Origin of the sequence: Pseudoalteromonas sp. c7(2019) (assembly GCF_011378625.1) — a bacterium.
Taxonomy (GTDB): Bacteria; Pseudomonadota; Gammaproteobacteria; order Enterobacterales; family Alteromonadaceae; genus Pseudoalteromonas; species Pseudoalteromonas arctica.
In genome coordinates, this window is sequence record NZ_WTKS01000001.1 from 335,055 (window position 1) to 360,968 (window position 25,914).

A 25,914-nucleotide genomic window follows, 5' to 3' on the forward strand; every position below is an offset into this window, starting at 1 on the left:
GTGCTTATTTAAAATTAAGCAATAACTGCTTGGTTGCTATACCTCACTTTGGGATTTACTTTGACTAATAACGATATTTTACGCCGCATTCGCTACACTTTTAACTTAACTGATACTGCTATGGTCAATGTTTTTGCATCAGCAGAGCATACGGTCACCAAAGAGCAAGTAATTGCATGGTTAACTAAAGAAGGTGAAGAGGCTTTTACCCCAATAAGTGATACTGAGTTTGCTAGCTTTTTAAATGGGTTTATTAATACCCAACGTGGCAAACGCGAAGGTGAGCAACCAGAGCCTGAGAAAAAGCTAAACAACAATATTATCTTTATGAAGCTACGTATTGCTTTAAATATGAAAGCAGAAGATGTTATAGCAACACTTGCACTTGTTGATTTTGATCTAAGTAAGCATGAGTTAAGCGCGTTTTCTCGAAAAGTAGATAACAAACATTACCGTGTTTGTAACGATCAAATATTACGCTTGTTTTTAACCGGCGTACAAAAGCAGCACCGTCCAGAAGAGCCTGCTGAGTAACTGGTTTTAGCTAATTAGCTTTTAGTTAATGGGTTTTTTGCGAGCGCAATGCAGTATAAAGCCCATTAATTGTTATATTTTTAAACAAATCCACACCTAACCTAATACTTCTAAAACTCCCTTTTGAAAATATAAAAACTCACTTGGCACTGTTTCGATTTTAAATCTGTGAATTTAAATTCATCTTTAATAAATAAAAATCAAACTTCCAATCAAAAATAATTCACGTAGCTGGCGTTAAATATCTCAATTTTTCATGCTAAGGTAATAGTTAATTATATTAAATTAAGACCTTAAAGCATGAATCATAAACTTGATCACGTTTACTTTAACATCTGATAAATACTTTTATTATTAACACGGAAGAATAATTATGAATTATATCCATAGCACAATCGCACAATTAAAAAATAGTAGTCCTGCACAATGCGAGTTTTATCAAGCTGTTGAAGAAGTACTTGAATCACTCGAACCTATCTTAGAAAACTCAGAAAAATACAAAAAAAATGCCATTATACAACGCTTAGTTGAGCCCGAACGCCAAATTATGTTTAGAGTTCCCTGGGTTGATGACGAAGGCAATATTCAGGTAAATAAAGGCTACAGAATTGAGTTTAACTCTGCACTTGGCCCCTATAAAGGTGGCTTACGTTTTCACCCAAGTGTGAATGCCAGCATAATTAAATTTTTAGGGTTTGAGCAAATATTTAAAAATGCTTTAACAGGTTTACCGATCGGTGGTGGTAAAGGCGGGGCAAACTTTGATCCAAAAGGGCGCTCAGATGCTGAAATAATGCGTTTTTGCCAATCATTTATGAGCGAGCTCTATCGCCATATTGGCCCTACAACCGACGTACCCGCTGGAGACATTGGAGTAGGGGCAAGAGAAATAGGTTACTTGTTTGGTCAATATAAGCGTTTGACTGGGCGCTATGAAGGTGTTTTAACAGGTAAAAGCTTATTGTGGGGTGGATCGCTAGTACGAAAAGAAGCCACTGGATACGGCGCTGTTTATTTTGCTGACTACATGCTGCAAGCGCGCGGCGATAGCCTACAAGGTAAGCGCTGCTTGGTCTCGGGCGCAGGTAATGTTGCTATTTATGCCATGGAAAAGCTTTATCAAATGGGGGCAACACCAGTAAGTTGCAGCGACTCTCGTGGCACTGTGTATCATGAGTCGGGTATAGATTTAAATCTTATTAAATGTTTAAAAGAGCAATCGCGTGATTGCTTGAGCGTATATAAACAAACTCACCCCGATGCTATTTATATTCCTGTAAATGACTACCCTAAAGATGGGCATGCTGTTTGGCGCTTTAATGCCGACGCTGCTTTTCCGTGCGCCACACAAAATGAATTAACACAGGCAGACGCTAACGCATTATTATCCGGCGGTTGTTTATTAGTAAGTGAAGGCGCAAACATGCCTTCAACAAAAGAGGCTATTGATTGCTTTATTGCTGCAAAAATTGCGTATGGGCCAGGTAAGGCCGCCAATGCTGGCGGCGTTGCAACAAGCCAATTAGAAATGGCGCAAAATGCGAGCATGCAAAGTTGGACCTTTGAAGAAGTTGATGAAAAGCTAAAACAAATTATGAAAAATATATTTGTTACCGCTAACGACACCGCTACAGAATTTGGTGAGCCTGGAAACCTTTTATTAGGCGCTAACATTGCAGGCTTTAGGCGCGTCGCCGATGCAATGATTGAGCAGGGTGTCGTTTAATATTAAAGCTGAACAATAAGGCTTTAATATAATGTGATTTTAAAACTAGCCATAAAATTGAGTATATTATGGTTAGTTTTAAATATTAACGCCATTAGTGAACTATAACCCTATAAAGCTGGGCTATAACAGCGTAGGATCAAGTTACTTTCGAATGAAAATTAGGTTTGCACTTTAGGTGCATTAAGACAAAAAATTATGCAACTAACTGCAAAACCATCACTTCCTAATGCGTTACTTATTTCTATTAGTACACCACAATTTAAAGGTGACGAAGCAACAGAATCGCTTGCAGAGCTTGCTCGTTTGGTAACTACGTTAGGCTTTAAAGTAGTAGGTACACAATCGCAAAAGCAAAGTTCTACCCAAAAAGTTAATGTACTGGGCTCAGGAAAACTAGCTGAAATAGCACACCTTACCGGCAATAAAGGGATGGTTGAAAACGAGCAAGAAGATGATTTACTTGATGAAGACCCTTTAACCGAAATATCCTCAGAAATTCCATCAGACGAACTTGATTTTGCATGTGCTGATGTAGTGGTATTTGACTGTGATTTAACGCCTTCTCAACTACGTAATGTTGAGAACCAGCTGGGTGTAGAAGTATTTGATCGCACCGGTATTATCATTGAAATATTTAGCCGTCATGCGCGTACTAAAACTGCAAAATTACAAGTTGAAATTGCTCGCCTTAATTATGTCGCGCCACGACTGCGTGAAACATCAACAGGTGATAAAGAACGCCAAATGGGTAAAGGTGCGGGTGAAACCACACTTGAGCTTAATCGCCGTAAGGTGCGCGATCAGTTAGCAGAATTAAAGCGCGAACTTGTTAGTGTTCAAGATGTAATGATGGACAGACGTACGCAGCGCTCTGAGCTATTCTCAGTGGCTTTAATTGGTTATACCAATGCGGGCAAGTCATCAATGATGCGCGCAATTACAGGTAGTGATGTAGAAGGCGAAAATAAACTCTTTGCAACGCTAGATACCACTGTTCGCGCGCTGTATCCGATTACGCAGCCACGTATATTGGTTTCAGATACGGTTGGTTTTATTAAAAAATTACCTCATGATTTGGTTGCTTCATTTCATTCAACGCTCGCTGAGGCACATGATGCGTCGTTATTGTTGTATGTTGTAGATGCTTCAGATCCTTCTTTTCGCTCACAACTTGAAGTAGTACATAAAGTATTGGCAGAAGTTGGGGTGGAAGGCAGCAAAAAATTATTAGTACTGAATAAGTCAGACCAATTAAGTACTGAGCAGCAGAAGTCGCTAATGGATGAATTTCCTGATGCGATGATGACCTCTACACGTAATCCAGATGATATTAGTAAACTGCACAAATACATTATTGGCATTGCTCAAGAGGACATGATTGAAGAAGAGATTGTTATACCGTACACAGCTAAAGGTATTGTGGGCGAAATTCGATCGAGTATGAGTGTTGTTAAAGAAGAATATGAATACAGCCACATTAAATTAACAGTGCGCTCGAGTGCGATTGATTTAGAACGTTTAAAAAAGAGAATGCTGAATTTATAATAAATTCAGTACAATTCAGTACATAAAAAGCACAGCCAATTGGCTGTGCTTTTTAGTATTAGTCCTAACATACGTAAATTTAACGCTGTTAGCTCTGAACATAGCTCTGAGATAAATTCCCTATCCAGAGCCTCAGTTACTTAGAGACGAAACTAGGAAAAAGCGTTGTCGCTTAGCTCTTCTTGCATTTGCTCACGCATTTTAAATTTTTGCAGTTTACCTGTTACTGTCATTGGATAGTTTTCTACAAAACGGATATGTCGTGGCATTTTAAAATAGGCTAGTTTGTCTTTTAAAAACTCACGAATTGCTTGCTCATCAAGCACAGCGTCTTCTTTTGGTTGGATCCAAGCGCACACTTCCTCGCCATACCTTTCATCTGTTATACCAAATATGGCAGCATCTTGAATGCCCGGGTAGGTGTAAAGCACTTCTTCTATTTCGCGCGGATAAATGTTTTCGCCGCCACGAATAATCATATCTTTAATACGGCCAACAATAGTGACAAACCCTTCTGTATCCATGACACCTAAATCGCCAGAGTGTAGCCAACCGTTGTCATCTATTGTGGCTTTTGTTTTAGCATCGTCATTCCAATAGCAGCGCATTATACCTGCACCTTTACTACACACTTCGCCAGGTTGACCAATTTGTTGAATGTTACCCAACTCGTCAATAATTTTAACCTCGGTATGGGCAAGTGCGCGGCCAACCGTCGTTACTTGCCGCTCTATTGAAGAGTCTGTTTCGGTAATGTTGTTTATGGGGCTGCACTCAGTTTGCCCGTAAGCAATCAGTACTTGATGCATGTTCATTTGTGTTTGTACTTTGCGCATTACTTGCTCTGGGCATGTAGAGCCTGCCATTACACCCGTGCGTAAAGTACTTAAGTCATAATCGTTAAAATTACTTAGCTCAAGCTCACTAATAAACATGGTAGGTACACCGTGCAGCGCTGTACATCCTTCTTGTTGAACTACATCTAGTGTGGTTTTTGCATCGAACGAATCACCTGGGTAAATGGCTGCTGCACCTTTACTAACACACAATAAGCTACCCAATACCATTGCAAAGCAATGATATAACGGGATAGGGATACATAACTTGTCATCGCTCGTAAAGTGCATAGATTCGGCGACGAATAGCGCATTATTTAAAATGTTTTTATGAGTGAGCGTTGCGCCTTTTGGGTTGCCTGTTGTGCCTGATGTAAATTGTATATTGATGTCTTGCTCAGCATTTAAGTTTGCACCTATTACTTTTAATTCAAGCTCATGTGCTGGTGTTGGCAAGTTAATAACATCATTAAAAGAGTACATACCAGGAGATGCTTCATCGCCAATGCGGATTATATTTTTAAGAGTGGGCAGTGCTTTTAAATTAAGTGTGTCTTTATCGCAAGTTGCAAGTTCTGGAGCCAAACCATTGAGCATTTCTAAATAATCACTGCCTTTAAAGTTTGATGCTGTGATTAGAGTAGAGCATTCAACACTATTTAAGGCGTATTGTAATTCGTTAGGGCGATATGCAGGGTTGATGCAAACCATTATTGCGCCAATTTTGGCGGTTGCAAATTGGGTTAAGCACCACTCAATATTATTAGGAGACCAAATACCAACACGCTCGCCTGGTTTCACGCCAAGTGCCAGCAACCCCATAGCAAGTTGATTAACTTCTTTTTGAAATTCTTTATACGTTAAGCGAATACCCTGGTGATGAACTACAACAGCTAACGCCTCTGGATTTTTGTCGACAATAAAGTCAAAGTACTCCCCGATAGTCGAATTTGTTAAAGGTGTGCTTTGTATACCTTTAAAATAGCTTTGCGATAACGGTAAGTGATTTATTTGTTCTACTTCTTTTACCGCAATAGTGTGTGTGTGCATTGCTCTCTCCATGAAAATGTGTGTGAGTTATGTAAACTACAAAGTTAAAATAAGCACATATTGTCGACAAAGAGAAGTGCAGTTAGACTAATGTATTATTAGATTAATAAAAGCTAATACTACTTTTTAGACACAAAAAAACGCGTCTTACAATGTAAGTACGCGTTTTTAAACGAGTAATGAGTTTACATTTCGTCGCTGCGGTATGTTTTTTTCATTATGTAAACGTAAGCGTTTACAAATGCATTTTCTTGGTACTTTTTAAGACCTGTTTCTTCAAAATCAATAGGAATAGGATTACGCTTTACCTGTTCTTTAATTTCAGTTGTGGTAAATAAACGTACGTCTAAATTGTCGATTAATTGAATCGCAGTTTCCATTTTGAATCCCTTTGCGCTGCCAGCAAATTTACCTTTAGGCTGACGCTCACGGATTGCAACAGAATCAATTTGGTAATCTTGCATTAGTTTTGCAAAATCGAATTGAAATTTACGCATTACTTCAGTGTCGTTACCGTTACCTAAGGTAAAGCGTGTTTGGCGCACATCGCGAATATCAAATACGTCATTATCTTTACTTAAAATACAAAGTAGTACATCACTACCGGTAATTTCTACACCACATGTTCTCATGTCTATTCTCTAAAATAACTTAATTACGCAGTATTATACGCAACACACATTAAAATGCGAGTGTAGGTATAGTTGTAGGTGCGTAATTAGTGCGTTGATGCTTTTATATTTTAATGAAATGATTTTTTTTGCTCTAAAAGTTACATTTTGTGCTCAAAACGGGTGGATTTCACCCCTTAAAACTTGTAATTAAATGCGCAGCACGCGACAATATATCTTTGTAGTTGAATAGACTCTGCATCTACATTTATTAGTCAATGCTTATTCGTAAAAGCGTTGTCGAGTCATTCTCATTTAATTTATTAAAAATACACGTGATACATTGTAGGTGTCACCACTGTAGCAAGGATTTATAATGCCAGTTATTACTCTTCCAGACGGAAGTCAACGTAGTTTTGAAAACCCTGTAAGCACGCTTGATGTTGCAAACGATATTGGCCCTGGTTTAGCTAAAGCGACCATTGCGGGTCGTGTTAATGGCGACCGTGTTGATGCATGTGATTTAATTAGTGAAGACTCTCGTCTTGAGATCATTACCGCTAAAGACGATGACGGCCTTGAAATCATTCGTCACTCTTGTGCTCACTTAATTGGTCATGCAGTTAAGCAACTTTTCCCAGACGCAAAAATGGCAATTGGTCCTACCATTGATAATGGCTTTTACTACGATATCGATATGGAACATTCATTATCACAAGATGATCTTGAAGCAATTGAAAAGCGTATGTTGCAACTTGCAAAAACCAACTACGACGTAGTGAAAAAAACAGTAAGCTGGCAAGAAGCACGCGATGCATTTGAAGCGCGTGGCGAAACATACAAAATAGAAATTCTGGACGAAAACATCGCTAAAGATGACCGCCCAGGGTTATATCATCACGAAGAATATGTAGACATGTGTCGTGGACCTCACGTTCCTAACATGAAATTTTGCCAAAACTTCAAAATAATGAAAGTTGCGGGTGCATATTGGCGTGGTGATTCAGAAAACAAAATGCTACAACGCATTTACGGCACAGCGTGGGGCGATAAAAAGCAACTTAAAGCGTATTTAAAACGCCTTGAAGAAGCTGAAAAACGCGATCACCGCCGTATTGGTAAAGCGCTTGATTTATGGCATTGGCAAGAAGAAGCGCCAGGCATGGTATTTTGGCACAACGATGGTTGGAGCATTTACCGCGAGCTTGAAGAATTTGTACGTGAAAAGTTACGCGAATATGAGTACGAAGAAGTAAAAGGTCCAATGATGATGGACCGTTCACTTTGGGAAAAATCAGGTCACTGGGAAAAATATTCAGAAGCAATGTTTACCACTGAGTCTGAAAAGCGTGAATACGCGATTAAACCAATGAACTGCCCAGGACATGTGCAGATCTTTAACCAGGGTTTAAAATCGTACCGTGATTTACCACTTCGTATGGCTGAATTTGGTTGTTGTCATCGTAATGAACCATCAGGTGCACTACACGGTTTAATGCGTGTACGTGGCTTTACACAAGATGATGCTCACATTTTCTGTACCGAAGAGCAGATAATGGACGAAGTTTCAGCGTGTATTAAGATGGTTTATGATACATATGAAACATTCGGATTTGAGAAGATTGTAGTTAAGCTATCTACTCGCCCAGAACAACGCATTGGTGAAGACCATATGTGGGATAAAGCAGAGCTTGCTTTAGCCGAAGCACTTAAGCTAAACGATATTGAATTTGATTATCTTCCGGGTGAAGGCGCGTTTTATGGTCCAAAGATTGAATTTACTTTATACGATTGTTTAGACAGAGCGTGGCAGTGTGGTACAGTGCAATTAGACTTTGCATTACCGGGTCGTTTAGGCGCTACTTATGTAGCAGAAAATAACGAACGTCGTACACCTGTAATGATACATCGTGCTATTTTAGGTTCTATTGAACGCTTTATTGGCATTTTAACTGAAGAGTACGCTGGTTTATTCCCGACGTGGCTTGCGCCAAAGCAAGTGGTAATTATGAATATTACCGATAAACAGGCTCCTTATGTTAAAGAAGTTGTACAAAAATTAAATAAACTTGGAATTAGAGCCGCTGCTGACTTGAGAAATGAGAAGATTGGCTTTAAAATCCGTGAGCATACACTGAAGCGTATTCCATACTTGCTTGTTGTTGGCGATAAAGAAGTTGAACAACAAGAAGTAGCAGTGCGTACTCGCACAGGTGAAGACCTAGGCAAATTTAATGTCGATGATTTTGTAGCTAAAATTAGCGAAGAAATTAAAAATCGACAGTAAAAATCGAGCGTGTAAGGCATTAACAAACAGCCAATTACACGCTTATATTATTGATATTCTTGGAGGAACGTACTATTAGAGGCGGCAAGAAAGGGCAACAAACAGCTCAAAAAAATCGTATTAACGAAGAAATTACAGCGCAAGAAGTTCGTTTAATTGACATTGAAGGCGAACAAGCTGGAATTCAGTCATTACAAGACGCGCAAACTATGGCCGATGCAGCGGGTGTTGATCTTGTTGAGATCAGTCCAAACGCTGAGCCGCCTGTTTGTAGAATCATGGATTACGGTAAGTTCATCTTTGAAAAAAGCAAAGAACTAAAAGAGCAGAAGAAGAAGCAAAAGCAAATCCAGATAAAAGAAATCAAATTCCGTCCTGGTACGGATGAAGGTGATTATCAGGTTAAGCTTCGCAACTTACGTAAGTTCTTAGAAGCTGGCGATAAAGCTAAGATTACTATCCGCTTCCGTGGTCGTGAAATGGCTCACCAAGAAATTGGTATAGAATTATTAAACCGTATCAAAGCCGATTTAGAAGAACTTGCAGTAGTTGAGTCTTTCCCAAATCGTGTTGAAGGTCGCCAAATGGTTATGATGATGGCGCCTGTTGCTAAAAAATAATTTTTAAGCGATAATACGCACCGAAATTAGCTCAGGTCTGCAAGTAATATGCGAATATTCACCTGAGTTAACCGGTATTAAAGTAAGATTGCGGCATTTATGTTGGGTCTTCACCGGAACATGGCAGTAAGTTAGGCCTAAAAGTGGAGCTATAGAAATATATCTCACGCCTGCTTACTAATTTAAAAGCAATACAATTTGGAGTTATTGCAATGGCTTATAAGCTAAAAAGTCACAGTGGCGCTGCAAAGCGTTTCAAAAAGACTGCTTCTGGCGGTTTCAAGCGTAAACAAGCGCATCTTCGTCATATTCTGACTAAGAAAACTTCTAAGCGTAAGTTACACCTACGTCCTAAGATGATGGTTCATAAAAATGACCATGGTCTAGTTTCACGTATGTTACCGTTCGCTTAATAGGGGTTTTTAGAAATGGCAAGAGTTAAACGCGGCGTTGTCGCACGTGCACGTCACAAAAAAGTTTTAAAACAAGCAAAAGGTTACTACGGAGCACGTTCACGTGTTTACCGCGTAGCTTTCCAGGCTGTTACTAAAGCGGGTCAATACGCTTACCGTGACCGTCGTGCGAAGAAACGTACTTTCCGTCAATTATGGATTGCACGTATCAATGCTGCTTCACGTCAAAATGGTCTGTCTTACAGCCGTTTTATCAATGGTCTTAAAAAGACATCTGTAGAAATCGATCGTAAGATCCTTGCAGATATCGCTGTTTATGATCAAGTTGCATTCGCAGCGCTTGTAGAAAAAGCAAAAGAAGGCCTAGCCGCTTAAGCTTTTTCATATAAGTATTAAAAAGGAGCCTATGGCTCCTTTTTTTGTGCCTGTAATTTAATAACTTACACTTTTTTAATAACTTACACTTTTTTTATAGCTGAGCTAAATTAGTTTTCTCAAATTAATACCTATTTGCTTATATGAGCTCTATTTATCGATAAAAAAATACGTTAGAGCAGGGCGAAATTCACTATTTAGTTGTTCTTGGCAATTGCTCCATCATTGCTCACTCTCCTGGATCCATGCAGACGTATATCAGACATTTTTGACGCTGTTAGCGTCAGATGTAATCCTTTAAATTGATTAAGTATTTTTACGAGTTGGTATAAATAGTAATGTAATGAATTACTGTACATTAATAATGTTATATAGCCTTAAAATACAGGTGTGAATGAGTGACATGTAGTTGGCTGCATTTTTTTGTTGAATCACCGCAGTTTCCTCATTATAAAAAATTTAGTTGATATAATTTATATAATTAAGGCGTTTGTTAGAGAATTTTATGTTTGCAAGTTTACTAGTTTTATCTGCAAGTGTGGCGTATGACGCACACTTACCTCCATTAATTGAGTGGCAGGGGAAAAGCGTAGAGCTTTTACAAAAACAAGGGCCGTTAACTACAGATTTTGAGCTGTCAGCAGGTGAAGCGTCGCCAGATTATGTAAATACAATGGCATTTGTGGATAGGTTAGTTGCTGCAAACCCTACTCAGTTTCAATCTCAAACCATTGGCTATAGTAATAGCAAGCGTGCAATAAAAATGTTGATTGCCAGTGAACAAGGTTTTTTTGAAGCAAGGCAAATGGCTAATAGTACTAAGCCAACTATTTTTATCCAGGCAGGAATACATTCTGGTGAAATAGACGGTAAAGATGCCATGTTTATGTTGCTTAGAGATATAGCGACGGGTAAGCGCCGTGACATTTTAAAAAAGGTAAACATATTATTTATTCCTATTTTAAATGTAGATGGACACGAACGTAGCAGTGCATTCAATCGCATCAATCAACGGGGCCCTGCAAAAATGGGCTTTAGAACAAATGCTAATAACCTTAATTTAAATCGCGATTTTACTAAATTAGATACCCCAGAAGTTAGAAGTGTTTTAAAGGTTATTAACGACTACAACCCAAATTTATACATTGATGTACACGTAACCGACGGCGCAGATTACCAATATGATGTGACTTATGGCTACAATCCGGTATTTTCAAGCGAGTCGCCTGCGGTATCTGATGCACTAAACCAGTTTTTTAAGCCTCTGATTGACGATACGCTAGCTAAGCAAGGGCACATGCCAGGGCCACTTGTTTTTGTTATGGACAAGCGCGACTTTAAAAAAGGATTAGCGGGATGGGTTGCTACGCCGCGCTTTTCAAATGGTTGGGGTGATTTAAAGTCATTACCGACTATTTTAGTTGAAAATCATTCATTGAAGCCTTACAAGCAACGTGTATTAGGAACTTACGTATTTTTAGATGGTGCTATTACTGCGCTATCAAAGCACAGTCATGAATTAGCTAATGCAGTAAAAAAAGAACAGGAATTTGTTCCTAAACAGTTAATAGTAAAGCGTGGCTATGCCAAGCAAGCTGATACGATTGCGCAGTTTAAAGGTATTGAGTATTCATCAAGCATGAATGCGCTCTCAGGCCAAAATGAAGTGAAGTATTTGGGTAAAGCACATACATATACCGACTTACCTATTTATTGGCAAAAAGATGTACAACATACAGTTGAAGTACCTAAAGCTTTTTTTATTCCGCCTGTATATCGCAATATTATTAAGAAACTAAAGTTACATGGTGTCTCTATTAATAAACTTGAAGGGGCAAACACACAGCCTTTAAAAGTAGCAAAGGTGGCAGACTACACGTTTGATAAAGCACCATTTGAAGGCCGTTTTAGAGTGTCAGCAAGTTTTGATTATGTCCCAGCTATAAATGTAGATTTAGATGGTTGGTATCAAGTCAATACTCAACAAAAAGCAGGTGAGCTTGCTGTGCATTTATTGCATCCTGAAGCACCAGATTCGTTTTTTGCATGGGGGGAATTTAATACTATTTTTCAGCGTACTGAGTATATGGAAAACTATGCACTAATTCCGTTTGCACGCCAAATGCTAAAAGACAATCCAAAGCTAGCGCTTAAGTTTGATGAAAAGCTTAAAGATAAATCGTTCGCAAGCGACGCTGATGCGAGATTAAACTGGTTATATGAGCAAAGTCCATTTTATGATCAAGCGTACTTAAAGTACCCAATATTGATGTCATTTGAAGAAGAAGTTGTTATTCCGGATCAAAAAAGTAAAGAAATCTAATATGCAAATTATAACCATACCCGTCACTGCATTTGCACAAAATAGTCGTATTATTTGGTGTAGTGAAACTAAACAAGCCGTAGTCATAGACCCAGGTGGCGACCCTGATAAAATAGTAGCAGCCCTTAATGAGCATAAACTAGAATTAAGTGCTATTTGGTTAACGCACGGGCATTTAGATCATGTGGGTGGGGCTGATATTTTACGTAATCAATTTAACGTACAAACTATTGGCCCACAAAAAGATGAGTACTTCTGGTTTGAAAACTTACCTATGCAAGCACAAATGTTCGGGTTTAAACCCATTGAGCCTTTTTATCCGGATATTTGGCTAAACCATAACGATACCGTGAGCGTAGGTAAACTTAGCTTTTTAGTGAAGCATTGCCCAGGGCATACACCTGGTCATATTGTGTTTTATCAACAAGACAATGAATGCGTTATTGTAGGTGATGTTATTTTTAAAGGCTCAGTAGGGCGAACTGATTTCCCTAAGGGGAACAGCGAACAACTTATAGATTCGATTAAGACGCATATTCTAACCTTGCCTGATAATACTAAAATATTGGCAGGGCATGGGAGCGACACTACGGTTGGATTTGAAAAACAAACAAATCCTTTTGTGAGTGGTAAGTTTGGTTAAGTTACTTATTTGAAGTTTGGCAAACTGCATAAAAATTAAAAATAAGCAGACTGAGTTTTAAAATGGTTGTATAATTTAACCAGTTTATTTGATAAATAAGAAATAAAATGTCTCTAAATCACGTAGATCGCCAAATATTGGCACTTTTACAACAAGATGCTAGTTTATCAACCGCAGAAATTGCTGATAAAGTAGGCTTGTCTCAATCTCCATGCTGGCGTCGAATTGCCAAGCTAGAGCAAGATGGTTATATAAAAAGCAAAGTGGCTCTTTTAGATGAGAAAAAACTTGGCTTTGATATGCTTGTATATGCACATGTGCGTTTATCAAATCACGGTAAAAAGAACCTTGCTGAATTTGAAAAACTTATAATGAGTTATGATCAAGTAACAGAGTGTTACACCATGGCTGGAACAATGGACTTTATGCTACGCATAATTTCACAAGGCATAGAAGGTTATGAGCACTTTGTACGCGATAATTTACTAAGCTTAGAATATGTACAAGAAGTACATTCTAATGTAACAATGACATGTGTAAAACGCAGTACTTCCCTCCCTTTATAAAAGCACTTCTTTTAAAAGCTAAACCTCTTTTAGTTTAGTTTAACCACATAATGACAATTGTTAACTGAGCGCTAATTTGGTAGAATTTAGCGCTTTTTTGATACCCATTACACCATTTGAGGAACTCAATGTTTAACTTACTCAGTAGGGCGCCTAGCTCTGCTAAAAACGATATTTTATCTGGATTAACTGTGGCGCTAGCCTTAGTTCCAGAAGCTGTTGCGTTTGCCTTTGTTGCAAATGTAGAACCTTTAGTTGGTCTATATGCCGCGTTTATCGTTGGTTTAATTACGGCTATATTTGGTGGCCGCCCTGGTATGATTTCAGGTGCAACCGGTGCACTAGCTGTTGTTATGGTAAGTTTAGTGCTTGATCATGGTGTTGAGTATTTATTTGCGACCGTATTGCTCATGGGCATACTGCAGATACTCGCGGGTGTATTTAAACTCGGTAAGTTTATCCGCATGGTTCCTCATCCGGTAATGCTTGGTTTTGTAAACGGCTTAGCTATTGTTATTTTTCTCGCTCAGTTAGGACAATTTAAAGTGCCTGATGGTATGGGCGGACAAGAATGGATGACGGGTAACCCGTTATATATTATGCTTGGTTTAGTGGCTTTAACCATGGCTATTATTCAGTTTTTACCTAAACTAACAACGGCTGTACCCTCTACATTAGTCGCTATTATTACAGTGACTGCTTTAGTCATTGGTTTGGATTTAGAAGCGCATACTGTAGTTGATTTCTTAAAAGGAATGACAGGCGACGAAGCTGCAACAATTGCAGGCGGTTTACCTCAGTTTCATATTCCTATGGTGCCGTTTACTTTCGAAACGCTACAAATTATTTTTCCTTATGCACTTATTTTAGCGGCTATTGGTTTAATTGAATCATTATTAACGCTTAGCTTAATTGACGAGATTACAGAAACTCGCGGTCATAGTAATAAAGAGTGTATAGGCCAAGGCGCTGCAAATATTACTTGTGGTATGTTTGGTGCTATGGGTGGTTGTGCAATGATTGGTCAATCAATGATCAACATTAACTCAGGTGGTCGTTCTCGCTTATCGGGTATAAGTGCTGCATTGATGTTGCTTGCGTTCATCATATTCGCTTCAAGCTTAATTGAGATGATCCCACTAGCTGCACTTGTTGGTGTTATGTTTATGGTTGTATTAGGTACGTTTGAATGGGCCAGCTTTAAAATGATGAAGCGTGTGCCTCTATCTGACGCTTTCGTAATAGTACTTGTATCGGGTGTGACGGTTATTACCGATTTAGCGATTGCAGTATGTGTAGGTGTTATTGTATCTGCATTAGTATTTGCTTGGCAGCATGCTAAGCACATATACACAACTAACTATATTGATGAAGAAGGCTCTAAAGTATATGAGTTACATGGCCCGCTTTTCTTTGGTTCAGTTAAAAACTTTGCAGAGTTATTTGATGTTAAAAATGACCCTAAAAATGTAATTGTTGAATTTAAGCATAGCCGCGTATCTGATCACAGTGCAATAGAAGCAATTGACACACTTGCTGATAAGTATACAAAAGCAGGTAAACAACTTCACTTACGTCACTTAAGTAAAGACTGTACGCAGTTGTTGCATAAAGCACGCGATTTGGTTGAAGTGAATGTGATTGAAGATCCAACATACAAAGTAGCATCAGACAAACTAGCTTAATTTACACAAAGCTATTTATATTTAAAAAGCGAAAGGTGAATAACCTTTCGCTTTTTTAGTGTATCTACTATTTGTTTGCGGTAAGACTATTAAAAAGCAAGGTAGGCTGTAGTGCTATGCAAACTCATAAATCTATATAATAAGACTATCTAATTTTATTAAAATTAGCCCTACATAGGTAAAAATAATAAAGAATAACAAGCGCCTATTTTATGGAATTAGTCTTTAACTATACGGAGTAAACATCTATTTTGAACTGGCAATCTTTAGTCGATAACAGACAACGCTTTTTTTGGCTTTTGCAAATTGCAGGCTGGATTGGTTATGCGTTAGTAAATTATATTGGCTCTAAAGTATTTGAAATGCGTGATATATACGTATTTGTTATTTTATTAAATGCTTACGCTGGTTGCTTAATGACAGTACCGCTTAGGTATATTTACCGTAAAATTTGGAATGCCTCGCCTTGGGTATTAATGATTGTGGTATTTGGTGCCTCCTATGTAACAGGTACTTTATGGGCTGTCGTTCAAAAATTTAATTTGTGGGAAATATACCGCCATGGTTATAGACCAGAGGAGTGGTTTTATTACCTGCAGCAAGGCTTAGATTCTGTATATATTATTTTATGTTGGAGTGGTTTGTACTTTGGCGTTAAATATTATCAGTTATTACAAAGTGAGCGACAAAAAGCGTTAAAGGCCACAACTATGGCACACGAAGCGCAATTAAAAATGCTTAGGTATCAGCTTAACCCCCATTTTTTATTCAATACACTTAACGCTATTTCTACTTTAATTTTGGTTAAAGAAAACAAAGATGCTAACTTAATGGTAGCAAGGTTAAGTGACTTTCTACGTTATACATTAAATACCGATCCAATAAAAAAAGTACCGTTAGAGCAAGAGTTACATGCGCTCATGCTTTACTTAGAAATAGAACGTGTACGTTTTGATGAGCGATTAAAGGTAAATGTAGATGTAAGCGAGCAAGCTAAAGAGGCTTTAGTACCGAGCTTAATCTTGCAACCTATTATAGAAAACGCGATTAAATATGCTATTGCCCATCTAACAGAAGGTGGAGTAATTGATATAAAAGCACAGGTATTTGCGAATGAGTTATTACTAGAAGTGGGCGACAACGGCCCAGGTACTGACATACTCGATGGCCAATTAGTTAACGCTCAAGGCGTAGGTGTCGCTAATACCAAAGATAGATTAAAAACGTTGTATGAAAATAATTATTCGTTTGTATTATCACATAATACGCCAAGTGGATTAAAAGTTAATCTGCGAGTACCTTTTGAGAAGGCTGTGAAAAATGACTAAAATAAAAACACTCATTGTTGATGATGAACCGTTAGCACGAAAAGGTTTAGCGGTAAGGCTCGAAGAATACTCTGATATTGAAGTAATTAAATTGTGTAGTTCAGGCGCTGATGCAATTGAAATGTGTCAAAGCGAGAAAATTGATTTGGTTTTTTTAGATATTCAAATGCCAGGTATGAATGGCTTTGAAGTAGCAAGAGCCCTTAGCGAAAGCTCAAAAGCATTACCAGCGATTGTATTTGTAACGGCCTTTGACCAGTTTGCTGTAAAAGCGTTTGAAATTCATGCTCTCGATTACATTTTAAAACCCGTTGATGATAACAGACTAAAACAGGCGGTAGAAAAAGTGCATACCTACTTAAAAACGCAGCAAGACAACGCCCATAAGAAAAAACTAGCGAGTTTTGTAGCCGGTATTACTGGTAACAATTGCGAAGAAATACTTAAAAAATTAGCCACTGGCGATATGCTAACAGACAGACGTTACCCAGAATCGCTTGCTGTAAAAGAGCAGGGTGAAATTATACGGGTACCTGTAGCGACTATCCAATGGGTTGATGCAGCAGGTGACTATATGTGTTTACACTGTGAAGACGGGCAAACGCATATTCTACGTAAAACAATGAAAGAGCTTGAGCAAGAGCTCGACCCTCAGTTATTTGTGCGTGTGCACCGCAGCGCAATAGTAAATACAAAACAAATTAGTAAACTGGTTACACAAGTAAGTGGTGAGTATTTATTAGTACTTGAAAATGGCCAAGAATTAAAAGTGAGCCGTAGCTACCGAGATAAGGTTAAAGCGGCATTAGCAAGTTAAAGCCAACGCTTTTATTACAGACACAAAAAATGCGAGCTAAGCTCGCATTTTTTATATTCGGCGTTTAATTACGCAACAGTTACAATTTTCATTGTGTTAGTTGCGCCCACAGTTTCCATTGAGTCACCGTGAGTAATAATTACTGTATCGCCAGACTGTAAAGACCCTTGAGAAACTAAAGTATCAAGCGCGGCTTTTACCATACCGTCTTTTTCAGTTTTTGTAGAATCAAAAAATACTGGGTAAACACCACGATAAAGTGCTGTTTGACCTAATGTACTCGCATGACGTGAAAGCGAGTAGATTGGTAAGCCTGAGCTGATACGCGACATTAATTTAGCCGTACTACCAGATTCAGTAAGTGTGATAATTGCTTTAACAGAATCTAAGTGATTAGCTGCATACATAGCAGAAAGCGCAATTGATTCAGCATTGTTAGAAAAGCGACTATCTAAACGGTGTTTAGAAACGTGCGTTTCTTTTTGCGATTCAGCACCTAAACAAACGCGTGCCATAGTCGCAACTGTTTCTTCAGGATAATCACCTGCAGCTGTTTCAGCTGAAAGCATTACAGCATCTGTTCCATCAAGAACAGCATTTGCAACATCCATAACTTCTGCACGTGTAGGCATAGGGTTATCAATCATCGATTCCATCATTTGCGTTGCTGTTACTACAGTACGGTTTAATGAACGAGCACGACGAATAATTAGTTTTTGCTTGCCCATAAGAGCAGCATCACCAATTTCAACACCTAAATCACCACGAGCAACCATTACAGCGTCAGACGCCAAAATGATGTCATCAACAGCTTCTTGGGTTTCAACGGCTTCAGCACGTTCAATTTTAGCAAGTAACTGTGCTTTTGAACCAGCAGCTTCAGCAAGTGAGCGTACGTAGCGCATATCGTCGCCACTACGTGGGAATGATACGGCAATGTAATCTACGTCAATTTCAGCGGCAGTTATTAAATCTTCTTTGTCTTTTTCAGTAAATGCTGGAGCAGTTAAGCCACCACCTAAACGGTTAATACCTTTATTGTTAGATAAAACACCGCCAACAGTAACTGTACAATGCACTAAATGCCCAGCTACTTCATCAACACTTAATTGAATAAGGCCGTCATTTAGAAGTAGTAAATCGTTAGGGCTTACATCGTTAGGTAATTCTTTATAATCAATACCTACGGAGTTTATGTCGCCTTCGCCTTTTTCCATTTTTGCATCAAGGGTAAATTTTGCACCCACAGCAAGCGTTACTTTACCTTCTTTAAAAGTAGAAACGCGGATTTTAGGGCCTTGAAGGTCAGCAAGGATAGCAATATGCTTGCCTAATCTTTTTGCAATATCGCGTACAGCTTGTGCACGGTCTTTATGATCTTGGGCAACACCATGTGAGAAGTTTAAACGTACTACATTAGCCCCAGCGATAATAATTTTTTCTAAGTTGTTATCTCTATCGGTAGCAGGTCCAAGGGTAGCGACTATTTTCGTGCGTCTTAGCATCAATTTCTCCTGTTTGCTTGGTGAAAGCATGTTGACGTTATTTTGTTGACTTAAAATATCTATATTAGAATAAAATATTTTAGTTATGTGCAAACTTCAAAGGTTTGCCACTATTTTATACAAAACTATTGTGTCATCATTATGACACCGGTGTCAGAATGCGTCAATGATCTTAATTTCAATTAGCTTTGCTTTTAGTCACCCCGAGACCATTGATGTTTGATATAATTACGTAGCTTATTTATCTGTAATAAAAAAGCATGTTGTATTGACTCATAATTAGTATTTTATGACTGTATGAGTATAATGCACGCGGTATTATTTAATTTATACACTGAATTTTCTAACCAAATAGTTGTTACCGAGGAGGACACTAGATGCAAGTTGCATTAGTAGGGTTAGGCGTTATGGGAAAAAATCTTGCCCTAAACTTGATTGAAAAAGGGATAACGCTAGTCGCTTATGACAAAAACCCACATGCGGGTGAAGAGTTACTAAGTTGTGCTAAATCTCAAGGCATGGCTGATAGGCTTCACATTGTCTCTGATTTAAGAGACATGGTAAGGCGTTTAGAGGCACCTCGTTCTATTTTATTACTTGTTCCTGCTGGTGAGTTAGTTGATACAGTTTGTAATGAACTTGTAGAGGCCGGCGTTAACTGTGACGATATGATTGTCGATTGCGGTAATAGTAATTATAAAGACGGTATAACGCGTAAACTTAAATACCAAAATAAATTTGAATTTGCCACTATGGGAATTTCTGGCGGTGCAGAAGGCGCTCGCCATGGTCCTGCAATGATGGCAAGTGGTTCTGAGGGTGGTTGGGAACGTATTGAGCCATGGTTTGAAAAAGTAGCTGCTAGCTATAATGGCGACTCGTGTTTTGCACGTGTTGGTCAATCAGCAAGTGGTCATTTTGTAAAAATGGTTCACAACGGTATTGAATACGCACTTATGCAACTTATTGCAGAAGTGTACCAATTACTTCGTTTAGGCACTAATCGTTCTCCAAAAGAAGTGGCTGAGATATTTAATGACTGGTCAGAAGGTCAATTAAATAGCTACTTACTGTCTATTTCTAGCCACATATTGTCACTTGAAAATCATAATAATGTACCGCTTGCGGACTTAATTGATAATAAAGTTGGCGCTAAAGGTACTGGTCTTTGGACTGCGCAAAATGCACTAGAACTTGGTATTGCAGTTCCTTCACTTGTTGCTGCTGTACAAGCTCGTCATTTAACTAATGCATGTAATACAACGGCTGCACAAGAGATGACGTATGCATCTAAATCAACTAACAATGTTGAAATTGATTTAGAAGAGCTAAAAGAAGCGTTCTTACTTGCAAGCTTACTAGCGTATCGCCAAGGTTTAGCGTTAATTAAAGGTGCATCACGTACTCATCAGTGGAAAGTTGATTTATCTAAAACGCTTCAAACGTGGCGTGCTGGTTGTATTATTCGTGCTGACTACCTTGATAGCGTTGCACAAGGTGTTGAATTTATTGATACCCTTGAGAAAGAGTCTAACTCTTTGCGCAAAATTACCGGACAAGCAATAATGACTGGTTTAGCATTCCCTGTATTGGGTGCTACACAAACGTATTTAGCAACATTAACCACACCGAGTAATGGGCATTTAGTTCAAGCCCAGCGTGATTACTTTGGTGAGCACGGCGTTAAAACCCATAGCGGTGAAACATGCCATTTAACTGACTTAGTAGATATCGACGCTAAAGTTAGGTAATAAACAGTTGTTTAAAACGATAAAGGCACGCTATTTAGCGTGCCTTTTGTATTTTAGGCGCGGTGAGATTTAACGGCTTAATTCACCACGTAAATTGTCTTGCATTAAATGACGAATCGTCTCTACTTCTAGCTTTTGGCTAAATAAATAATGTAATTTAGTTAAACACGCTTCAAGGGTCATATCGTATCCACTAATAACACCAATATTTAACAGTGCATTACCCGTTGCATAGCCGCCCATATTTACATGGCCTTTTAAGCACTGGGTTAAATTAACAATAACGACGCCACGTTTACTTGCTTCTTCAAGTATTGATAAAAAGTTAGGATCTTGCGGTGCATTACCTACACCAAAACTAAGCAACACCAAGGCTTTAATATTGCCATTAACTAAGCTTTTAACCACTTCTTGACTAATACCAGGGTATAAATAAAGCACACCAATGGGTTGAGGTGTAATAGGAGTAACTTGCAGCTCATTTTCAACATAAGGACTAAGTTGGCCTTTAATAAGTTGAATACTAATACCCGATAACGCTAAAGGGTCAAGATTAGGCGACGCAAATGCATTAAATCCATCGGCGTGGGCTTTAGTTGCTCTGTTACCTCTAAACAGTTGGTTATTAAAAAATAGACTTACTTCTGCAATTGGATAATTTGCCGCTAAATACATTGCATTCAGAAGGTTTACTTGACCATCTGAGCGTAATTGAGAAAGCGGAATTTGTGAGCCAGTTACAATTACAGGTTTAGTTAGGTTTTCGAACATAAACGATAGTGCTGAGGCTGTATACGCCATTGTATCGGTGCCATGAAGCACAACAAAACCATCATAATCTTGGTATTTATCTTTAATGTCATCAGCAATAAGTTGCCAATGCTCAGGAGACATATCTGAAGAATCTATAAGAGGGCAGTATTCGTGAATATCAAACAAAGGCATTTCATCACGGTTAAATTCTGCGTTGTTTACTACGGTTTCTGTTAAAAAACCTTCAGCAGGAATATAACCTCGACTCGATTTTTTCATACCTATAGTACCGCCAGTATAAGCGATATAAATGCGTTTACGTTTCATAAAAAAAGCCCAGTAAAAAAACTGGGCTTAGTATAACGTTAAGTAACTTTAAATACAGCTGATTAGGTAAAGCTATGCACTTTTATTGTGCAACGTTACACACTAAACAGCGTGCATATACACCTTGTGGATCGTTGTAATCTTTAAGGTTTTCAACTTCAGTACTTAATTGGTTAATAACGCTTTGCAAGTTAGCTTGCGTTGCTAACACAGATGTTTTTTGTGTTTGTAAACCAAGCATCGATTTAATAGACGCGTTACCAAAAATATTTTGAATCATTTTTTCTTGCGAGCTTAAATCTTGTTTAATGGTTTTAACTTCATAGTGATTCAGTTTTGCAAGTGCTGCGGCTGCTTTTATAGCATCTTGTTTATCACCAAGTTTGTCTACTAAACCTAGTTCAAGTGCTTGAGATGCAATCCATACGCGGCCTTGGGCAATTTTATCAACTTGCTCAGGCGTCATATTACGGGCATCAGCGACAACATTCAAAAAGCGACCGTATGCTTCTTCAACGCTCATCTGAATTACTTGACCCATTTTTTCGTTTAGGGGACGAGTGATAGAAAAACCAGCCATTTCGGTTGTTGCAACGCCATCTGAATAAACACCAATTTTAGATAAGGTTTTTTCAAATGTCATAAACGTACCAAACACACCAATTGAACCTGTAATAGTACTCGGTGCTGCCCAGATTTCGTTTGCAGCAGAGGCAATCCAATAACCACCTGATGCAGCTACAGAGCTCATAGAGGCAATAACAGGCTTACCAGCAGCTTTAAGCGCTAATACTTCTGCACGAATAACTTCAGAGGCAAACATACTACCGCCACCTGAATCAATGCGCAGTACAACCGCTTTAACTTTGTCATCAAGGCGTGCTTTACGAAGTAGGGCTGCTGTAGAGTCGCCACCAATTTCGCCAGCTTTACGCTCACCATCCACAATTGTACCTTTAGCAACTACAACGGCGACTTTTTCGGTAATAGGGTTATCAAACTCAATCGGTGGTTTAACCAAGCTTAAGTATTCACGAAATGAAACTTGCTTAAATGTTTTGCCATCTTCTTGTGCGCCAACTAAATCAATTAATTGTTTGCGAACTTGTTGATTTGTTTTTAAAGAATCAACCCACTGGTGGTCAAGTGCATATTTACCTGCATCGCCATCTGCAGCTTTCATTTTTTCAAGATATACGTCCATTGTCTCGTCGAAATTTGACTCATCAAATGGGCGAACCGCAGCAACATCTTGTTTGTATTCGCTCCAAAGAGCGCCTAACCAAACACGGTTAGCTTCTTTGGCTGCTTCAGACATGTCGTTACGAATGAAAGGTTCTACTGCTGACTTAAATGTACCAACACGGAAAATATGCTGCGTTACTTCAAGCTTTTCAAGTGCATCTTTAAAGTAAAGCGGATACATGCCGTAACCTTCAATACCTACGCTACCGTATGGGTGCATAGCTATTTCATCAGCATGTGATGCAATATAGTATTGTGCTTGGGTATAGTAATAACCCGATGCAATCACTTTTTTGCCAGCTTGTTTAAATGCATCGATAGCATTGGTAATTTGCTTAAGTTTGTTTAAATGCGCTTTAGGCATTTCTTGTAAATCAAGCAGCATCACCGTAATGCGATCGTCTTTAGTCGCTTCGTTTATTACTTCAACAATATCGTCGAGTAATATTTCGCTTGGCGCTTCAGAACCAGAAGTAGCATCACTAATTGCAGCTTCGACCGGATCTATGTATGTTTTTTCTTCAACAATAGGGCCATTTAGGTTAAGCCTAAGCACAGAGCCATTTTCAACTATTATTTTATCGTCGTCACTTGAGAGTGACACTAAGAAAACAATTACCAGTAATAAAAACAGAATGTTGAGTATTAAACGACGAGAAAAGTTAATTCCAGCCCAAATACCTTTAAATACCTTTGCTATCAAAATAGCTCCTTAATTTGGTACAGTTAATACATTAGTTCCATCTTAGCCTAGAATAAAAATAAATTTAACTGCTAAATCGTAACGAAGTGTTTATGAGGTGCTATTAATACATGTTTTTATAGCTTTTTTTAATTAAATGAAGGCACATATTGCTTATTACTTGCCATTAAAGCAGAATTAGCTAATGTATACAGGTTAGACCAGTTAACGGGACACAAGATGTTAGAACAACAATTACAATTAAAACACACACAATTACGTAACCGCTTAGTGATGGGCTCAATGCATACAGGCCTTGAAGAGGGATGGCATAACCGCAAACGCTTACGTGCATTTTACGAAGCACGTGCAAAAGGCGGCACTGCAATGTTAATTACGGGCGGATACAGCCCTAATTTACGTGGCAAATTAACACCTATTTCATCTTCATTTAATAGTTATTACGATGTATTTAAGCACCGCGCTTATACAGATGCTGTGCATAAACACGGCGGAAAAATTTGTTTGCAATTATTACATGCTGGACGTTATGCGTACCATCCATTCAATCAGGCACCAAGTGCAATAAAAGCACCTATTAATCCTTATAAACCTAAAGCGATGTCGCTTGGCTCGATTAAAAAAACAATTAAAGACTTTGCGCACTCTGCCTATATGGCTGAAAAAGCTGGCTACGATGGCGTTGAAGTTATGGGTTCTGAAGGGTATTTGATTAATGAGTTTATGGCGCCGCACACCAATAAACGTGAAGATGAATTTGGTGGCAGCCTAGAAAATAGAATGCGACTTGCGCTTGAAATAGTTAAAGCTGTAAGAGCAAAAGTATCTGAGCAATTCTTAATCATTTTTAGATTGTCGGTTATTGATTTAATCCCAAACGGTTCAACACCAGAGGAAGTTGTCATACAAGCTACCGAGCTTGAAAAAGCGGGTGTTGATATATTTAACACAGGTATTGGTTGGCACGAAGCGCGTGTACCGACTATTGCGAGTATGGTGCCGCCAGGTGCATTTAAAGAAGCATCAAAACGTTTAAAAGACGTGGTGAGCGTGCCAGTGATTGCGGTTAACCGAATTAATACTCCAGAAATAGCTAACGATATTTTAAATGCAGGCGAGGCTGATTTAATTTCGATGGCAAGGCCGCTACTTGCCGATCCAGAGTTTTTTAATAAATACGCAAATAATCAATCTAAGCAAATTAATATTTGTATAGGGTGTAACCAAGGTTGTCTAGATCACGTATTTAAAAATAAACGTGCTACGTGTTTAGTTAATCCACAAGCTGCATTTGAGCTAGATTACCCGTTAGAGCAAGCAACCAAAGCTAAAAATGTATTAGTAGTCGGTGCCGGTCCTGCTGGTTTATCGGCAAGTTGTTACTTGGCTCAAAAAGGGCATAACGTCACGCTAATTGACCAAAAACCGCAAATGGGTGGCCAATTTAATTTAGCTATGCAAATACCAGGTAAAGAAGACTTTAACCATACTCTTACTTACTTCACTAATGAGCTTGAGCGATTAAAAGTAACTGTAGAGCTTGGTAAATCTTATGACGATTCAATGCTTAAAAGCTATGATGACATCGTATTTGCAACTGGCGTTAGGCCGCGTGAAGCCTCTATTAAATGTAGCGATGATAAGCGTGTGTTTGCTTATGACGAAGTTATACGCGGCGAAGTAGAGCTGGGTAAATCAATTGCTATTTTAGGTGCCGGTGGTATAGGTTTTGATATGGTTGCGTTTTTAAGCGAACATAAATCGCAAACTATTAGCGAGTTTAAAACGCAATGGGGGATTGAGTGTGAAGCCCAACCTCATAAAGATGAACGTCAATTGTATATGTTAAAACGCAGTGCGGGTCGTTTTGGTAGCGAGCTTGGTAAAACAACGGGTTGGATACATCGCCAAGTTGCTAAGCAGCATGGCGTTAAGCAAATTGCTGATTGCCAATACCAAAGCTTTGATAAAAGCGGACTAACTATTAATGTTGCTGGTGAAACTCAAGTACTGCCAGTAGACACTGTTATTGCCTGTATTGGCCAGGTTTCTAACAACGAAGTGCTAGAAAATTACACAGATAACGCAAAGGTACATGTTATAGGCGGAGCTAAACTAGCTGCAGCTATTGATGCTAAACGCGCTATTTTTGAAGCACTTCAGGTCGCTAGAAGTATTTAACCTTTGTAAATAAATTGAAATAGTTTATCAATTCATGCGGTCTTTGCTGTTTATAGTCTATAACTTAATAAACAGTGAACACACAGG

General features: G+C 38.6%; 20 protein-coding genes. 15 read left to right on the forward strand and 5 right to left on the reverse strand.

Annotation, left to right across the window (positions count from 1 at the left end):
* Positions 1–60 precede the first annotated feature (60 nt).
* From GQR38_RS01435 to hflX, 3 genes are all read left to right on the forward strand, one after another.
* Complete coding sequence (locus GQR38_RS01435; protein WP_165721539.1) at positions 61–534, forward strand: DUF1456 family protein; 474 nt, start codon at positions 61–63, stop codon at positions 532–534.
* A gap of 373 nt (positions 535–907) precedes the next feature.
* Positions 908–2,260: an NADP-specific glutamate dehydrogenase gene (gene gdhA, locus GQR38_RS01440; protein ID WP_165721540.1), complete on the forward strand. Its 1,353-nt coding sequence runs from the start codon at positions 908–910 to the stop codon at positions 2,258–2,260.
* Positions 2,261–2,458: 198 nt separating this feature from the next.
* Positions 2,459–3,808, forward strand: coding sequence for a GTPase HflX (gene hflX / locus GQR38_RS01445; protein ID WP_007582678.1), 1,350 nt, complete (start codon positions 2,459–2,461; stop codon positions 3,806–3,808).
* 152 nt (positions 3,809–3,960) lie between these two features.
* Here hflX and GQR38_RS01450 read toward each other — a convergent pair whose 3' ends face one another.
* Both GQR38_RS01450 and GQR38_RS01455 read right to left on the reverse strand, forming a co-directional pair.
* Complete coding sequence (locus tag GQR38_RS01450; protein WP_165721541.1) at positions 3,961–5,694, reverse strand: AMP-binding protein; 1,734 nt, start codon at positions 5,692–5,694, stop codon at positions 3,961–3,963.
* A gap of 185 nt (positions 5,695–5,879) precedes the next feature.
* Positions 5,880–6,326, reverse strand: coding sequence for a DUF3010 family protein (locus GQR38_RS01455; protein ID WP_007582681.1), 447 nt, complete (start codon positions 6,324–6,326; stop codon positions 5,880–5,882).
* Between the two features lie 355 nt (positions 6,327–6,681).
* Between GQR38_RS01455 and thrS the strand changes: the two genes are divergently transcribed.
* The 10 genes from thrS to GQR38_RS01505 all read left to right on the forward strand — a co-directional run bounded on the left by thrS (position 6,682) and on the right by GQR38_RS01505 (position 17,362).
* A complete protein-coding gene (thrS, locus tag GQR38_RS01460; protein ID WP_165721542.1) occupies positions 6,682–8,592 on the forward strand; it encodes a threonine--tRNA ligase in 1,911 nt (636 codons plus the stop codon).
* Positions 8,593–8,651: 59 nt separating this feature from the next.
* Entirely contained in the window at positions 8,652–9,212 is a 561-nt protein-coding gene (infC, locus tag GQR38_RS01465) for a translation initiation factor IF-3 (protein ID WP_002960714.1), read from the forward strand.
* A gap of 212 nt (positions 9,213–9,424) precedes the next feature.
* Positions 9,425–9,625 carry a 50S ribosomal protein L35 gene (gene rpmI, locus GQR38_RS01470; protein WP_002960713.1) on the forward strand — a complete coding sequence of 67 codons (201 nt, stop codon included), beginning with the start codon at positions 9,425–9,427 and terminating at the stop codon, positions 9,623–9,625.
* A gap of 15 nt (positions 9,626–9,640) precedes the next feature.
* A complete protein-coding gene (rplT, locus tag GQR38_RS01475) occupies positions 9,641–10,000 on the forward strand; it encodes a 50S ribosomal protein L20 (protein ID WP_002960711.1) in 360 nt (119 codons plus the stop codon).
* 505 nt (positions 10,001–10,505) lie between these two features.
* Positions 10,506–12,323 carry a M14 family metallopeptidase gene (locus GQR38_RS01480; protein WP_165721543.1) on the forward strand — a complete coding sequence of 606 codons (1,818 nt, stop codon included), beginning with the start codon at positions 10,506–10,508 and terminating at the stop codon, positions 12,321–12,323.
* Position 12,324: 1 nt separating this feature from the next.
* Positions 12,325–12,966, forward strand: a complete 642-nt coding sequence (locus GQR38_RS01485) for an MBL fold metallo-hydrolase (RefSeq protein ID WP_165721544.1) — start codon at positions 12,325–12,327, stop codon at positions 12,964–12,966.
* A 107-nt stretch (positions 12,967–13,073) separates the two neighbouring features.
* Positions 13,074–13,532 (forward strand): Lrp/AsnC family transcriptional regulator, encoded by a 459-nt coding sequence (locus GQR38_RS01490; RefSeq protein ID WP_007375323.1) that lies wholly within the window; start codon positions 13,074–13,076, stop codon positions 13,530–13,532.
* Between the two features lie 128 nt (positions 13,533–13,660).
* Complete coding sequence (locus GQR38_RS01495) at positions 13,661–15,217, forward strand: SulP family inorganic anion transporter (RefSeq protein WP_165721545.1); 1,557 nt, start codon at positions 13,661–13,663, stop codon at positions 15,215–15,217.
* Between the two features lie 251 nt (positions 15,218–15,468).
* On the forward strand, positions 15,469–16,545 hold the full coding sequence (locus GQR38_RS01500; protein WP_024608248.1) for a histidine kinase: 1,077 nt from the start codon (positions 15,469–15,471) through the stop codon (positions 16,543–16,545).
* Positions 16,538–17,362, forward strand: coding sequence for a LytTR family DNA-binding domain-containing protein (locus GQR38_RS01505; protein WP_007582688.1), 825 nt, complete (start codon positions 16,538–16,540; stop codon positions 17,360–17,362). Before GQR38_RS01500 ends, GQR38_RS01505 begins: the two co-directional genes overlap by 8 nt.
* Positions 17,363–17,430: 68 nt before the next feature.
* On the opposite strand, the gene pyk is transcribed toward GQR38_RS01505, so the two are convergent.
* The gene (pyk, locus tag GQR38_RS01510) at positions 17,431–18,867 is read right to left on the reverse strand and encodes a pyruvate kinase (protein WP_007582689.1); all 1,437 of its coding nucleotides are present in this window, start codon (positions 18,865–18,867) and stop codon (positions 17,431–17,433) included.
* 377 nt (positions 18,868–19,244) lie between these two features.
* Between pyk and gndA the strand changes: the two genes are divergently transcribed.
* Entirely contained in the window at positions 19,245–20,618 is a 1,374-nt protein-coding gene (gndA, locus tag GQR38_RS01515; RefSeq protein ID WP_010554474.1) for an NADP-dependent phosphogluconate dehydrogenase, read from the forward strand.
* 69 nt (positions 20,619–20,687) lie between these two features.
* Here gndA and ansA read toward each other — a convergent pair whose 3' ends face one another.
* Positions 20,688–21,698: an asparaginase gene (gene ansA / locus GQR38_RS01520; protein WP_007582693.1), complete on the reverse strand. Its 1,011-nt coding sequence runs from the start codon at positions 21,696–21,698 to the stop codon at positions 20,688–20,690.
* Positions 21,699–21,780: 82 nt separating this feature from the next.
* Positions 21,781–23,646, reverse strand: a complete 1,866-nt coding sequence (gene sppA, locus GQR38_RS01525; RefSeq protein WP_024590136.1) for a signal peptide peptidase SppA — start codon at positions 23,644–23,646, stop codon at positions 21,781–21,783.
* A 219-nt stretch (positions 23,647–23,865) separates the two neighbouring features.
* Between sppA and GQR38_RS01530 the strand changes: the two genes are divergently transcribed.
* Positions 23,866–25,827, forward strand: coding sequence for an NADPH-dependent 2,4-dienoyl-CoA reductase (locus GQR38_RS01530; protein WP_165721546.1), 1,962 nt, complete (start codon positions 23,866–23,868; stop codon positions 25,825–25,827).
* Positions 25,828–25,914: the final 87 nt, after the last annotated feature.